Annotated in this window: 12 protein-coding genes; 5 read left to right on the top strand and 7 right to left on the bottom strand. The window is 67.6% G+C overall.

Translation table 11 applies throughout. From position 1 onward, the window contains the following. Positions 1-77: 77 nt before the first annotated feature. Together ACFP2T_RS17920 and ACFP2T_RS17915 are read left to right on the top strand one after the other, a co-directional pair. A complete protein-coding gene (locus ACFP2T_RS17920) occupies positions 78-1481 on the top strand; it encodes a tetratricopeptide repeat protein (protein WP_377423063.1) in 1404 nt (467 codons plus the stop codon). 336 nt (positions 1482-1817) lie between these two features. Then, on the top strand, positions 1818-2027 hold the full coding sequence (locus tag ACFP2T_RS17915; protein WP_377423062.1) for a hypothetical protein: 210 nt from the start codon (positions 1818-1820) through the stop codon (positions 2025-2027). A 14-nt stretch (positions 2028-2041) separates the two neighbouring features. Here the strand turns inward: ACFP2T_RS17915 and ACFP2T_RS17910 are convergent, their stop codons facing one another. The 6 genes from ACFP2T_RS17910 to ACFP2T_RS17885 form a co-directional block, all read right to left on the bottom strand. Continuing rightward, entirely contained in the window at positions 2042-2677 is a 636-nt protein-coding gene (locus ACFP2T_RS17910; RefSeq protein WP_377423060.1) for a GTP-binding protein, read from the bottom strand. Beyond that, positions 2658-3047, bottom strand: coding sequence for a DUF742 domain-containing protein (locus ACFP2T_RS17905; protein ID WP_377423058.1), 390 nt, complete (start codon positions 3045-3047; stop codon positions 2658-2660). Before ACFP2T_RS17905 ends, ACFP2T_RS17910 begins: the two co-directional genes overlap by 20 nt. Before the next feature lie 9 nt (positions 3048-3056). Beyond that, positions 3057-3476: a roadblock/LC7 domain-containing protein gene (locus ACFP2T_RS17900; RefSeq protein WP_377423071.1), complete on the bottom strand. Its 420-nt coding sequence runs from the start codon at positions 3474-3476 to the stop codon at positions 3057-3059. A gap of 148 nt (positions 3477-3624) precedes the next feature. After that, on the bottom strand, positions 3625-6060 hold the full coding sequence (locus tag ACFP2T_RS17895) for a sensor histidine kinase (RefSeq protein ID WP_377423057.1): 2436 nt from the start codon (positions 6058-6060) through the stop codon (positions 3625-3627). A gap of 355 nt (positions 6061-6415) precedes the next feature. Further along, a complete protein-coding gene (locus ACFP2T_RS17890) occupies positions 6416-7282 on the bottom strand; it encodes a terpene synthase family protein (protein WP_377423055.1) in 867 nt (288 codons plus the stop codon). Next, on the bottom strand, positions 7279-8655 hold the full coding sequence (locus tag ACFP2T_RS17885) for a cytochrome P450 (protein ID WP_377423053.1): 1377 nt from the start codon (positions 8653-8655) through the stop codon (positions 7279-7281). The genes ACFP2T_RS17890 and ACFP2T_RS17885 overlap by 4 nt, the downstream gene beginning before the upstream one ends. Before the next feature lie 361 nt (positions 8656-9016). Between ACFP2T_RS17885 and ACFP2T_RS17880 the strand changes: the two genes are divergently transcribed. From ACFP2T_RS17880 to ACFP2T_RS17870, 3 genes are all read left to right on the top strand, one after another. Continuing rightward, on the top strand, positions 9017-10663 hold the full coding sequence (locus ACFP2T_RS17880; RefSeq protein ID WP_377423050.1) for a prenyltransferase/squalene oxidase repeat-containing protein: 1647 nt from the start codon (positions 9017-9019) through the stop codon (positions 10661-10663). Positions 10664-10726: 63 nt separating this feature from the next. After that, positions 10727-11383, top strand: coding sequence for an integrase core domain-containing protein (locus tag ACFP2T_RS17875; protein WP_377423047.1), 657 nt, complete (start codon positions 10727-10729; stop codon positions 11381-11383). A 323-nt stretch (positions 11384-11706) separates the two neighbouring features. Beyond that, complete coding sequence (locus ACFP2T_RS17870) at positions 11707-12885, top strand: peptidase M23 (protein WP_377423045.1); 1179 nt, start codon at positions 11707-11709, stop codon at positions 12883-12885. Between the two features lie 568 nt (positions 12886-13453). On the opposite strand, the gene ACFP2T_RS17865 is transcribed toward ACFP2T_RS17870, so the two are convergent. Beyond that, positions 13454-13864 (bottom strand): RidA family protein, encoded by a 411-nt coding sequence (locus ACFP2T_RS17865; protein WP_377423043.1) that lies wholly within the window; start codon positions 13862-13864, stop codon positions 13454-13456. Positions 13865-13936: the final 72 nt, after the last annotated feature.

The following is a 13936-nucleotide window of genomic DNA, read 5'->3' as shown; positions in this document are numbered from 1 at the left end:
GTTCCTTCCCATGGCCATCAGACCATGATCAAAGAACTCCATGAAACCGGGGGTACCTCACGTTCCGGTTGTGCAGCATGCACCCGGGTGACGACTTCGGCGCCGAGGGCACCGGTGTCCTGCTGGCGATGTCGGCGGCCGAGGCCGACCGCGTGCTGGAGGACCTGCTCGAGGCGAACATGCTGATGCAGTACACGAGGGATCGCTACCGGTTCCATGACCTGCTCGGCCTCTACGCCCGCCGGCTACTCGCCGACGATGCCGAGGGCGAACCGGCGCGCTCCCGACTGTGTACCTGGTACGCCGACGCGGTGACGGCCGCGATGGAATGGGTGTACCCGCAGCTCGTCCGGCTCGACACGCATGCCGAGCGGGACACCTTCTTCGCCACCGAGGCCGACGCGCTCGCCTGGCTGGACGTCGAGCTGCCCGCGTTGCTGGCCATTGTCAGGCACGCGGCTGGGTCCGCCGACCCTGCGCTGGCCTGGCGAATCACCGACCAGCTCCGCGGCTACTTCCTGATCCACCGGCAAGTCGACGGCTGGCTGGCCGCGGCAGAGGCAGGTCTGGACGCCGCCGACAGAGCCAGCGATGACGTCGCGCGGACCGCGATGTTGATCAGCCGTGGCCAGGCGCTGTCGTCGGTCGGCCGGGACGAGGAGGCGCTTTCCGACTGCCTCGCCGGCGAACAGCTCGCGGTCGCCACCGGCTGGACGACAGCCGCGGCGTACCTGTCCCATCACATCGGGTGGCTCTATCTGGAGCAGGGCAAGCTCACCGACGCGGAGGAGTGGCTGCACCGAGCGCTGGAGTTGACCGAGGACGACCAGCTCGGCCACGTGCGGGCGGTCGCGCTCAACGGACTCGGGGTGATGCGGCTGTGCCAGGGCGAGCTACGGGACGCCGTTGAACTACTCAACGCGGCGCTGGAGATCAACGAGGCGACCGGCCGGGAGACGTCGGCGCTGGCCAATCGGGGCAACCTGGCGAGCGCATTACGTCAGCTCGGTGCGGAGGCGCGTGCCTCCGCGCTGCTCACCGAAGTGCTCGCGGCGTACCGGAACAGGTCGAACCTGCGCGGCGAGATGTCCACCCTGGACGAGTTGAGCCAGCTGCACCTCCAGCGCGGAAACGCCGCCGCCGCGCTGGAGGTGGCGAGGCGGGCGCACGACATGGCGATCGCGGTCCACGACAGGAAGGCCACGGCACAGACCGCGGCCACTGCGGCACAGGCATACCTCGCGCTCGGAGACGCGACGGCCGCCGCCCAGTGGTTCGAGCATTGCATCACGATCGCGCACAACGCCTACCCGTTCGTGGAGGCACGCGCGCTGGTCGGCTTCGCCGCCGCCCGGCTCTCCGCCGGTGACTCGGCCTCGGCGAGCTGCACCGCCGAGCAGGCCGTGGCGATCGCCGGGTTCTGCGGTTTCCGTCTGCTCGAAAGGCGGGCGTTGGCCGCGCTGCACGCGTCGAGACGATAAACAGAACCAGTCGGCGGGTGTCGGCCACGTTCGCCTCCCGCGCGACGCCCCTGCGACCGACCGAGCCCGACCCGCACGGCCAACGACCGGGCGCTGCTGCGGCTCGCCCGCGTGGTCTTGCCCGACGCCCCATGGCCGGCGAGCGACCGCAGCCTCCGAGTCAAGATCACCCCGGCGCGAAGCTGGCAGCTTACGTACGGGTCTGATCACTTATGGTTTGGAACGCGTGGCGCGACCTGCTCGCCGCCCGCCCTCACCTGGCGGCGCTGGCCCGGCGGGTCGGCGAACTCGCCGACCCGATGACCCATCGCCCACGGCGAGGACCGCGAGGCCTGGATGACGGCAGTCGAGACCGACGATCTACCCGCTCTGCACAGCTTCGTCCAGGGCCTGCGCATGGACGGCACCGCCATCGTGGCCGGGCTGACCCCGCCCTACAGCAACAGCGCGATCGAAGACGCGAACACCAAGGTCAAGCTACTGGAACGGCAAATGTACGTCGGTGCCGGCTTCGCTCTGTTCCGCCAACGAATCCTGCTTAGGTAGATCACTCACGGCGATCACCGTTTCTGCGCCAGAGCCGTTGTCTTTGCAGTCCCTTCGATCGTGCGTGCCTGGTCGCGGCTTTTCCTCGAATGCCGGAGCAAGGCGATCAGCACTTCCTTGCTGGACTCCCTCCTCCGGGCGTCGCAGAGCATTACTGGGACGTCGGGATCGAGGTCGAGTGCGAGTTTGACCTCGTCGAGGCTGTATTGGCGGGCGCCTTCAAAGCAGTTCACGGCGACGATGAACGGGGTGCCGTGCTTCTCGAAGTAGTCGACGGAGGGGAAGCAGTCGGCCAGCCGGCGGGTGTCGGCGAGGACGACCGCGCCGAGCGCACCGAGGGCCAGTTCGTCCCACACGAACCAGAATCGGTCCTGCCCGGGGGTGCCGAACAGGTAGAGTACGAGATCCTGTTTGATGGTGATCCGGCCGAAGTCCATGGCCACGGTGGTGGTGGTCTTCTTCTCCACCCCGGAGATGTCGTCGATGCCGGTGCCCTGTTCGGTGAGGAGTTCCTCCGTGCGAAGGGGCTTGGTCTCGCTGACCGAGCCGACCATGGTGGTTTTGCCGACTCCGAAGCCGCCGGCGATCAGGACCTTGACGGCGTCGGGCATGGGAATGCCGTCGGCCTGGTCAGAGTGCTTTGAGTCCACTGATTACCGCCTCGAACAGGTCGTCGTCGGGAAGTCTGGAAGTCGGCCGGGGTTCGCGCACCCGGAGGAGCTGCCGCTCGAGCAGGTCGCCGAGCAGGACGCGGATTGTGCCGAGAGGAAGTTTGAGATGCGCCGCGACCTCGGCCACCGACATGGGCCGTTGGATGAGAGTGACAATGGCATGGTGCTCGGGACCCAAGCCGACCTCCTGGGTCGGCGCCGTCCGGGTGGCGATCACGGTCGAGATCAGGTCGAACTTACCCGTGGCAGGCGTGGTTCGCCCGCCCGCTAGCGCGAACGGCCGCACCAGTGGGCCGGCGTGGTCATCGACCCACTGGTCCTGTGCGGATTCGTCCGGGGGAGAGGACATCTCGGCGCCTTAGATTTCGGCGGCCGGTTGGCCATTGGTTCGCGACGGCGAGGTGAGGTATCTGCCGGCGCGCTTGACGAGCATGGCCATCTCGTAGGCGATGAGTCCGATGTCCGCGTCTCCCGCAGCCAGCACCGCCAGGCACGCGCCGTTGCCGGCTGCGGTGACGAACAGGAACGAGGACTGCATCTCGATGATGGTCTGTTGTGGGGCGCCACCACCAAATCGCTGGCCGGCGCCCTTGGCCAGGCTTTGGATACCGGACGCCACGGCTGCCAGGTGCTCTCCGTCGTCACGGCTCAGCCCTTCAGAGGCCGCGATCAGCAGACCGTCTACGGAGAGGACGATGGCGTTCTCGGCCTGTGTCACGCGTCCGATCAGATCGTTCAGCAACCAGGCCAGGTCAGCGCTCGCAGCTGTCTTTTGCACCACTCGATGTCCTCTTTCTGGGTGGCGGGGAATCGCCGGGTCGATCTCGTAGATTGAACCTTGTTCAACCTCCCTTGCGGTCCGTCGGACCGCAAGGTCGGACGCGTTGTGTGAGCGCCGCGCGGTTCAGCTTGAGAAGGTTCATTGATCAGGCGGGCGGGTGGTTCCCGGGCGGGCTTTCCACGACTGTGGGCGAGGGGACGTCGTTGTCCTCATCGGGCAAGAGCGTCGCATCGGTCCGGCCGCGCCGGGTGCCGCTCTGGTAGGAATGCATCATCCTGCGGATCTGCTCCGGCGGTCGCGGCGCTCGGCCGTCGCCGTCCGCCGTGTCTGCCGCGGAGGTCCGGCTCTGCCCGCGCAGCGGCGCGGCGAGGCTGGCTTGGCGAACACGGACGGGCAGTCCGGACGGTGTCTGCGCAGGCTGGGTCTGTGCGGTGGGGCCGGCGGGTGTTTGGTCAGTGTTCACTGGTAGGTCCGGCTCCGGCTCGATCCTGAGGTCCCTCCACGCCTGGTAGCGCGGCTCCTCCTGTGGCGTCAGGGGCAGGGTCTCGGGCGCGTCTGCGGCCGTTTGTGTGGGCTTGGCCAACGCGACCGGTCGCGCTGCCCCTGCCTGTGACGGGATCGCCGCGGTTGGCCCGTTGCTCGACGGCGCCCGTGCGCTCAGGCCGCCGCTGGCCGTCTCGTCTTCCCCCGCGATCTCGGCGACGAGGTTCTGCGGGAGGAGGACGACGGCCGTCGTGCCGCCGTACATCGACTCCTTCAGCCGCACGCGCACGCCGTGGCGATGGGCCAGCTTGCTCACCACGAACAGGCCCAACTGGCTTGCATTGGCCAGGTTGAACTCCTGGTCGGTGGCGATCTGCTCGTTGGCCGCTCGGAGTTCTTCCTCGGTCATGCCGAGACCGCGGTCCTCGATTTCGATCACGTACCCGTTGGCGACCATCTGGCCCTTGATCTCGGCGTTGGTGTGCGGAGGGGAGTAGGACAACGCGTTCTCGATCAGTTCCGCGAGCAGGTGGACCACGTCGCCGACCGCCCGGCCGGCCAGCGCCACGTTTCCGGGCGGCTGCACGGTGACACGGGTGTAGTCCTCGACCTCTTGGCTGGCTGCGCGGATAACGTCGACCATCGGCTGGTTGCGGCGCCAGGCCCGGCCGGGTGTGGATCCCGACAGCACGATCAAGTTTTCCGCGTTACGCCGCATTCGGGTGGCAAGGTGGTCAACCGTGTACAAGCCTTCGAGCTGTTTGGGCGGGAGTTCGCCTTGCTGCAGTTCGGTAAGCATGCCGACCTGACGGTGCACCAGGGCCTGCGTGCGGCGCGCGAGGCTGAGGAAGACATCGCGGACGTTACGGCGTAGCTCGGCCTGCTCAACGGCGGTGCGGATCGCCGTTTCCTGGACCTGGTTGAACGCGTGACCCACCTGGCCGATCTCGTCGTCACCGAAGTCCAGCGGTGGGGCCTCGGCGGTGATGTCCACCTTTTCACCGTGGCCGAGACGGGCGACCACGCCGGGCAGTCGCTCATCGGCGAGGTCGTGTGCCGCGTTTCGGAGCCGCCCCAGCTGGGCGACCAGTGACCGCGCCGTCGTAATGGAGACAACGATGGAGGCGATGACCGCGGCTGCGCCCAGAACAACCAGCAACACGAAGCGGAACATGACCCAGCCGGCAACCGGGATGGCGCGGTCCACGACCGCCCGGCCGCTGCTGAGCACCATCTCCTGCAGCTCCGTCAACGCGGGGCCGGCGACAGAAGCCCACGCCTGACTGGACACCGGCGGGCGACCGCTGCGAGTACCCTCGATCACCCGCTGCTCGGCCGCTCGCCAATCGTCGAACGCCCCGCTGGCGAAAACGCTGTCCATCTTTTCGCGGTCCTGGGCCCGCAGTTGGCTGGCAGTGTCGCGGGCCAAAAATTGCTGGGCGCCGACCAGCCGCACGAACTCGGCGTGCTCAGGCCCGGTGATCTTCCCGGCGGCGGCCACACCGGCGAGCAGCGCGTCCTCCTGAGACATCAGTTCGCGCACGCGATACAGCTGGATCAGCGCTGCGGTGTCCTGAGCGATTTCTTTGTCGTCCAGCGACCCGACCACGTCGTACATCCGGTTCAGGGACTCAACGGCGGATGTGAAGGGGGCGGCGGCGTCGGCACGGGTGATGGCTTCAGCGTCGACCCTCTCCCTGGTCTCGGTGAGCGCGTCGAGGTCAGCAAAGACCTTGCTCAGCCGCTGCTCCCCTTCCCCGCTGGTCGCGACGGCCGCCTGCCAGCTCCCGGACGACTTCCGGAACGTTGCAGCGAAGGTGTCGGTCTTCTGCCGCTCGGCGGCCATCTGCTCACGTGCCTCATTACTGGGCCGCCCCAGGTACACCAGGGTCTGTCGCCGCTCCTGCTGCAACTGCAACAGCAAGGGTTCGGACGGCGTGATGATCTGGGAGTCGACCGACTGCACGAAGAGCAGATTCAACCCCTCTCGCCCCGTCACCCACGCTGCGAATGCCCACAGCGCCCCGAGTGCCACCAGCAAAGAAATGATCTTGAGGCGTAGGTTGATACCGCGACGGGTCGCGCTGCGAGAAGGCATGACACTCCGGTCATTGGGAGAGATTGCCGTACAACGCGGGTGACGCTAGCAGTGGCGCAACTTGTCCCTCAAGTCCCTCTTCGTGATGTCCACTGAAGAGCCGGTGAGGGCGGGTGGGGTCGGTGAGGCGGTTCCGACAGACACCGCTTGTTGCTGCAATCCGTGCTCGCGAGCGCGGCGCTCCCCGTCAGATTCCGCGTTGGCAGGGTCGAGTTCGGCCCCGTGGCGCTGGTACACGGTCCAGAGGTTTCCCGCCAAGGCGACACTAGTGAGACCACGACACCCAGGCCGACAAATCGTAGGCGATCAGCGAGTGCGCGGGAAATGCGCCGTCTCTGGAGGCGCTGACCAGCCTCTACATCGCGCCCCAGAAGTCGGCCTTTCCGTAGAAGGCGGTCGTCCACGCCAGCTCGCGGGCGAGGTAGCCGGCCTCTACCGGGCACTGGTCCTCGAGTCCGCGGAGCAGCTCGCGACACCGCTCGGTCCGCACGGCCAGATCCGCGGTCACCTCGGGGCGGTCGACGAGCAGGAGCGCGTTGAGGTCGCCCGTGCGGCGATCTCGGTCGTAGCTGGCCAGGTCGTTGCTCAACCGCAGCACCTGCTGAACCTCGCGGCTCGCGGCGAGCAGGGCGTCGAGGTGGCGTACGACCAGGTGCGGGTCGCTGGTGCGGATCCAATGTGTGACGTTGACCCACGAGGCGCCGTAGTTGTGGGCGTTGCCCACGTACTCGTCGAGCGGGGGGAGCGCGTTCCCGGCAGTCTTCCAGTGCCACTCCGTTATCTCGGCGTCCAGCATGAGGCGGAGCTCTTCGCGCCAGACCGGCTGCAGCCGCTCGTACGCCGCCGTGGCGGCAAGCTCGTCACGAACCTCGGCCAGCAGCCGGCCGAGTGGGTCACCCGCCGCCGCGCCGCCCGCAACGGCCAGACACCGGGCCGCGATCTGCTCAACCTCGGCAAGGCTCGACGCCCGCTCCACCAGGTAGTCCTCTGCCGAAACCCACAGGGAGGCCAGGTTCGCCGCCCGCAACTGCTCCGGAGTGCAGGTCGGGGCGATGGCTGCGGTGGACTGCGCGAGCCCGGCCAGCATCGTCGCATCGATGCTCGGTGGGAGCAGATCCGAGTAGTCGCCCGCGCGCTTCCGCAGGCCTCGCTCGCCGGCGATCGCCACCGAGCTGATCCGGCCCGCCTCACGGGCTGCGGCGTACTGGTCGTCCAGGGTCACGGTGCTCCTTGCGGGACGTCGGCATGGATCGGGTGGAGCCGCACCTCGACCCGCTGACGGGGCCGTAGCGACGCCGCGACCCGCATGCCCGGGTCGACGTCACTGGTCAGCGTAAACCGGAACCTGCTCAACACTGTGGCCACGATGAGCAGCGCTTCCAGGTTGAACAGATGCATGCCAAGGCACACATGGTCGCCCGAGCCGAACGGGAAATGCGCCCCGTCTGGCACCGACTCCCGGGTGCGAATTCGACCGCGCTCGGCGACGCGCCAGCGATCCGGATTGAAGGTTTCCGCGTCCGACCCCCACCAGATTCGCATCCGCTGCGTCGTGAACGGGGACACCACGACAGTCGACCCCTTCGGGATCCGCACGCCGCCCAGATCGGTCCGCTTGGCAGCGATGCGCGGCACGATCCATCCGGCCGGATAGAGCCGCAGCAGTTCCTCCAGCACCATCTTGGTGTAGGGCAGCTGCGGCAGGTGCTCGGCCCGGACCCGGTCCCTCCCCACCACACGGCCGATCTCCTCGTACAGCCGATCGGCGATGTCCGGATGCGCGGCGAGGAGCGGGAACAGCCACGACAGGACCACGTGGGTCGTTTCCGTCGTAACGGCGACCATGGCCACGACATCGTCGCGGACCTGCTGCTCGCTCAGATCTTCCCGGGCAAGCGTGGACAGCACATCATCGCCGCTGCGTTTCGGGTCATCGCCGGCGATCTGCTGCTTCGTTAGCGCGGTCTTCTCGCGCGCCTCACGCACCGCCGGCAGCAGAATCTCGTCGATACTCCGTACTGCCGCCTTGAACTGCTTGTCGCCCGGGATCTGAATCCACCAGGGGATGTTGGGGAGGAGAAGCCGCCACGCCATCGCCGTGACAATCGTTTCCTGTGCCTTCATGATCTTCAATGCGTCCGGTACAGACACCTGGTCGGCGAAGAACACCCTCATGACCGCCTTGGCGACGATCCGGGAGAGCTCAGAGCTGATGTCGACCGGCGTACCAGCCTGGGCGGGCTCGTCCAGTTCCGCAACCGACGCGTAGATCGAGGCCGACATATCGTCGACCAACTCGGGCATTCGCGTCGGACGAAAAATAGGGCCGAGTGTCTTGCGGCTGCGATGCCACACGTCGCCCTCGGACAAGATGCCGCGACCGACGAGGCGCCCCACCGACCGCCACAGTGGAGTGTCCTGCCCTCGGGGGTACAGCGCCCGGTTGCCCAGAACCTCCTGCGCGTGCACCGGGTTGGTCACCCAGAAGGGCCGCATCACTCCCAACTCCAGGCGAACCACATCACCGCGAGATTCGTTACCGATGTCGATCAGCGTCTGGTGGGTGTCGCGGAGCAACTCCCATGCGCGCCGCACCGATCTGGCCCTAGCTGTCCCCACGACAATCCTCCTCAGCCCTGCCCGCAGCAAGGGTTGCGGTGGTGATCCCGCGCCCAGAGGACACGCCCTACTAGTGTCAAGCGGCTGCGGTCACGGCGCAACGGGTCCCCAGCTACCCCTCGCCGTCGTGGCCAACGCTCGCGCGCCGTGGTCTTGTGCCCGGTCTCACGGTTGTGATCAGGATCATGCCGCCGCTCGGACGCGCCGGCTACCATCGACGGTGACCGCCAGGGGCAGGTAGATCGGCCGGTTCGCGACCTTTTCCATGCTGATCTTGACGTTGATGGCATCGATCAACATGACGGGGTCGATCTAGATCATGAAGGGTCGGCCGCAGATGCAGTTTGTGCCCATCAAAGTGGACATCGCCCGGCCACTGGCTGCAGGCGTGGACATCGTCGCGGCGACGCGGGAACTGCTCGCCGGGTTGGCGCGTCAGCCCTGGGGCCAGGTCTCCCCATCGATCTACGAGACCGGCCGTTTGGTAACCCTGGCGCCATGGCTGATCGGACATGCCGAGCGGCTGAGGTACCTGTTGGACAGCCAGCGTCCGGACGGCGGTTGGGGTGCTCCTGGGGGGTACGCGCTGGTCCCGACACTGAGTGCAACGGAGGCCCTGCTCGCGACCTTGCGCGGCATTGCCGCCGGCCGCCAGCCAGCGGTGGGTAGGGCTGATCTGGCCAGCGCGGCCGATCGAGGGCTTCGGGTCCTGCACCGGTGGCTGCGGGCCGATAGGTTGTCCATCCCAGACACGCCAGCGGTAGACCTCATCATTCCTGCCTTGGTGGCGTCAATTAACCAACAGCTCGATGAGGTTCGTGAGTCGCCGCTTACCGGACTGGACGCGTGGCGGGGAGAGGCCCGGCTAGGCATACCGAAGCGGATGGATTCCAGCCACCTCGACAGGATCCGGCAGGCCCTGATCGCCGGGGCGCGGGCTCCGGAGAAGCTGCTACATGCGTGGGAGGTCGCCGGCAACCCGCCCCACGGCGCCACGGGCATCCATCCTGCGTCGCCTGGCACGGTCGGCGCTTCGCCGGCCGCTACTGCCGCCTGGCTCGGCGGCACGGGTCTCGTCGGCTCGAGCCATTCGGTTCACCAGGCCCTGGCGTATCTGGAGACCGTTGCCCGCCAGCTTGGTGGACCGGTGCCGTGTGCCGTCCCAATCACCGTGTTCGAGCGGGGTTGGGTGCTGAGCGGGTTGGCGCGCGCCGGCGTCCCGCTCGCCCCGCCGCCAGAGCTGGTGTCCAGTTTGGCAGTTGCCATCGGGCCGGCCGGTACGCCAGCTGGACCAGGGTTGCCGGCCGACGCCGACACCACCTCCGTCGCGCTGCACGCGCTAGTGCAGCTCGGCACGACCCTCGCCCCGGAGAGCCTCTGGGGCTACGAAATGACGCCGTATTTCTGCACCTGGCCCGGTGAGGACGGTATTTCCGTCACCACGAACGCGCACGTGCTGGACGCCTTCGGGGCATACCTGACTACTGTCCCCGACGTGGCAGGACGCTATCAAGCCGCCGTGGTTCAACTGTCCGCGTGGCTGGTTGAGCAGCAACTGGCAAGCGGAGAATGGGGCGACCGATGGCACGCCTCGCCGTACTACGCGACGGCATGTTGTGTGCTAGCGCTGGATCAATTTGGGTGTGGGCCGTCCGCGTCGGCGTCGGTGGCCCGGGCGATAGAGTGGGTGCTTGCTACGCAACGGTCCGACGGGTCATGGGGCCGATGGACAGGCACCGTCGAGGAGACGGCGTACGCGATGCATATCCTCCTCGCACCGGCTGGGCTCACCGAGCGCCGTCATATCGCCGCCGCAGCAATCCGGGGCTACACCTACCTGCAGGAGACCGCCGGCCGGCAAGACGATCCGCCGCTGTGGCACGACAAGGACCTTTACTGTCCGAGCGCAATAGTCCGAGCTGCCACCCTTGCTGCCTTGCACCTCGCCCAGAGTCGGCCGGATCTGATGACGTCAAGGGCCTGACCGCGGGCTCCCAGAATGCGAGCAAGGTCAGGTCGAGCCGTCGACCTTGGCCCCGGCATCGGCGTGCCCGAACTGGTTCTGCATGTACTCCAGGCGGGCGCCGCCCGGCTGGGCCCGGCACCTCACCGTAGCGACAACAGCTGGCGGCAGTTCCTGCGGGCGCAGGCGTGCGGGCTGCTGGCCGCAGACTTCTTCCACGTGGACACGATCGCGTTGCGGCGCCTGTACGTGCTGGTGGTGATGGAGGTGGCCACCCGCCGCGTCCACATCCTCGGGGTCACCACGATCCCGACCGGGGCGTGGACGGTGCAGCAGGCCCGCAACCTGATGATGGACCTGGGCGCCCGTGCGGCGTCGCTTCGGTTCCTGGTTCGGGATCGGGACGGCAAGTTCACCTCGACCTTCAACGCGGTGCTCGCTGCTGAAGGCGTGGACGTTGTGAAGACCCCGCCGCGTACGCGGCGGGCGAACTGCTACGCCGAACGGTTAGTCGGCAGCGTCCGCCAGGAGTGCACCGACCATGTGCTGATCTACAACGAGCGGCACGCCCGCGTCGTGCTGGCCGCCTACGAGCGGCACTTCAACGGCCATCTTCCACACCAGAGCATCGATCGACGTCCACCCGACCATGACCCGGGTGTCATCGTGTCGATGGAGGCGGCCATACGGCGGCGACGCATCCTCGGCGGCGTCCTCAACGAGTACCACCGGGCGGCCTGACCCAATCCACAAAGGGCAGGCCACGGCCGCCGCCCGCGTTCTGGCGCGGCACACGGCCGGGAGGCTGACCAGCAAGCGGGAGAGCGCGGTGTCGCCTTCCCGGATGACGGCGAGGCCGATGCGGTCGACGGAACGGACAAGCTCCACGCCCATCTCGCCATCGAAGTTTGCGCCGCCGAACACCGTGACGGGCTCCCGGCTCAGGCCGAAGTGATCTGAAGGTTTTTTCGCTGCTGTGGCACCGGCCTGTAGACAACTTTCTGTCCGCTGCTTATCGTCAGCACAACGCAGAGCGATGCCCATCGATTTGAGAGAGGTCCTCAATGGTGCACATCAGACGGTGGGCCGGCATCGCCACGGCCCTGCTGGCGACGGAGCTCCTCGTCGCGGGCACTGCCGCCCACGCCGCGCCCGCCCCGGCCTCGGTGAAGGCGAGCGTCGAGGACGCCGTGACCGCCAAGCTGCTTGGGCAAGTCCGCAGCGCCACGGCGGAGCACACCGACGCTCCCGAGACCCGCGTCACCGTCACCCGCCGCAACGGCAATTGGACCTTCGGCACCGCCGTGGCCGTCACCTCCCACGAGAAGGACGTCCATCCGACCGGCGCGATCTTCGTTGCCCGGGCCGAGGCAGGAACGTGGCAGGTGAGGTTCGACGGTGAAGCCGGCTTCAGCGACCTGGCGGCCGAGTCGCCCGTGGTGAACAAGCAGGAGAAAGAGGTCTTCGCGAGCACCCCGAGCACCATGTATGCCGGTGGCGACTACCGGACCGGGATGGCCCTGCCGTTCGCGGTCGGCCAAACGTGGACGATGACGAGCGGCCCGCACGGCTGGGGCGGCTACGAGGCACCGTACAGCTCTATCGATCTGGCCGGCGGTGACCAGGTGGTCCGCGCGGCGCGGGCCGGCACGGCGTACACCATGTGTACGGGGTGGATCCGAGTAATCCACGACCGCGGCTACTCCACCGACTACTACCATCTGTGGAGCAGCATTTCTGTCAACGGCGCCGCCGTCGGCCAGGGCGCGTACCTCGGTTCCACGGGCACCGACGTGACCTGCGGCGGGGCGGCGTACGGCCGGCACGTCCACTTCGCGTTGCGGCAGAACAGCGCGTACGTGGGAATCGCCGGCCACGGCATCGGCAAGTGGGAGTTCGTTAACGGCGCTGCGGCCTACCAGGGCGGCGCGCGACACGGGTCGGCCTGGACCGGCGTCGGAGGCGGCCTCTACAACCACGGCGCGCTTGGCTTCAACCAGGCGGTGGTCGACGCCAACGGTGGGGGCACGCTGACCAAGCGGTCCGGGCCCGGCACCGGCCACCCCGGGGTGGGATCGGTGGGCGACGGCGCTACCGTCACCGTCTCGTGCTCTGCCAACGGCACCTCCCACACCGGGCGGTACGGCACCACTTCGCTGTGGAACCGACTCAGCGATGGCGCCTGGGTATCCGACGCCTACCTGTGGACCGGGCTGAACGGTCCGATCAACGGCTGGTGCTGAGCCGGACCGCTGGCTGTGATCGGCTTCGACCGGATTATTGGCGTACCACTCGACGTGGTGCCACGCCTGCGGGATCAGTTCATCCAGCACCCTGGGGTAGCCGCGGCGGCGTCGATCGCGATCCGCGAGGTGCTCTGGTGGTCGCCGGCCAGCCAGGTGACGCCGGACAGGGTCCGCATCGCCACCGGCCGCCCAGCGTGCTGGTAGTAGCGGGTGCGGCCGATTCGGGTTCCGCTCTTGCTGACCGCGGCTCTTGCCCCAGCAGGAACAGGGTGTTCCCGGCCGGGTCCCGTCTACAGCAATGCCGACCACACCGCACTCGTACCAGCACAGCACGTCAACGCCACCAACACCAGCGGCGCGGGCGATGCCTTCCTCGGTACCTCGCCGCGCGACTCGCTCACGAGGTCCCACTACCCCGTGCAGTCTCTGAGGGTGTCACCGCCGCAACAACCTTCGTGCAGGTCGGCGGACGGCAGTAGCACCACAGGGAGTGTCTTCTCGCGGATCGTCTCGGTTCATCCGTCCATGGCTGAGGGAACGATGCCGTGCGTCAAGGAGGAAGCGCTTACTGCGAGATCGCGGTCGCCTCCAGTTCGACGAGCACGTCGGGCTCGAAGAGGTAGTCCACTCCGATCAGCGACGCCGGCGGAAGGGGCCAGGGCAGGCCGAGCTCGTCGATGACGGACTCGATCCCGGCCATGAACGGCCCGATCTTTTCGGGTGCCCAGTCGGTGACGTAGAAGGTCATCCGGACCACGTCCTCGAATGAGGCATCGGCTCCGGCGAGGGCCCGGCCGGTGTTGCGCAGCGCCTGCGCGACCTGCCCGGTCAGGTCGCCCGGCGCAACCGGTGTGCCGTCGCCCAGGCGTGCGATCTGACCGCTGACGTGAATGTGACGCGACCCGGTGGCCACCGCCACGTGATCGTAGGGTGTGTGCGGCTGAAGACCGTCGGGGCTGAAGCGGGTGACAGGCATTGTTTCTCCTCCACTGGAATCAACTCGGTTTACCATTGATACCTAGTTGACGAAGGACACTTCAAGGAGACC

Source organism: Plantactinospora solaniradicis (assembly GCF_042658085.1).
GTDB lineage: Bacteria > Actinomycetota > Actinomycetes > Mycobacteriales > Micromonosporaceae > Plantactinospora > Plantactinospora solaniradicis.
Note: the sequence above shows the minus strand (reverse complement) of the source record. Positions and strands in the feature narration are given on the sequence as shown.

Coding starts and splice junctions, on each gene's coding strand:
- ACFP2T_RS17920 (WP_377423063.1), top strand. CDS start 78: ATGCACCCGGGTGACGACTTCGGCGCCGAGGGCACCGGTGTCCTGCTG.
- ACFP2T_RS17915 (WP_377423062.1), top strand. CDS start 1,818: ATGACGGCAGTCGAGACCGACGATCTACCCGCTCTGCACAGCTTCGTC.
- ACFP2T_RS17905 (WP_377423058.1), bottom strand. CDS start 3,047: ATGTCCTCTCCCCCGGACGAATCCGCACAGGACCAGTGGGTCGATGAC.
- ACFP2T_RS17895 (WP_377423057.1), bottom strand. CDS start 6,060: ATGCCTTCTCGCAGCGCGACCCGTCGCGGTATCAACCTACGCCTCAAG.
- ACFP2T_RS17880 (WP_377423050.1), top strand. CDS start 9,017: ATGCAGTTTGTGCCCATCAAAGTGGACATCGCCCGGCCACTGGCTGCA.
- ACFP2T_RS17870 (WP_377423045.1), top strand. CDS start 11,707: ATGGTGCACATCAGACGGTGGGCCGGCATCGCCACGGCCCTGCTGGCG.
- ACFP2T_RS17865 (WP_377423043.1), bottom strand. CDS start 13,864: ATGCCTGTCACCCGCTTCAGCCCCGACGGTCTTCAGCCGCACACACCC.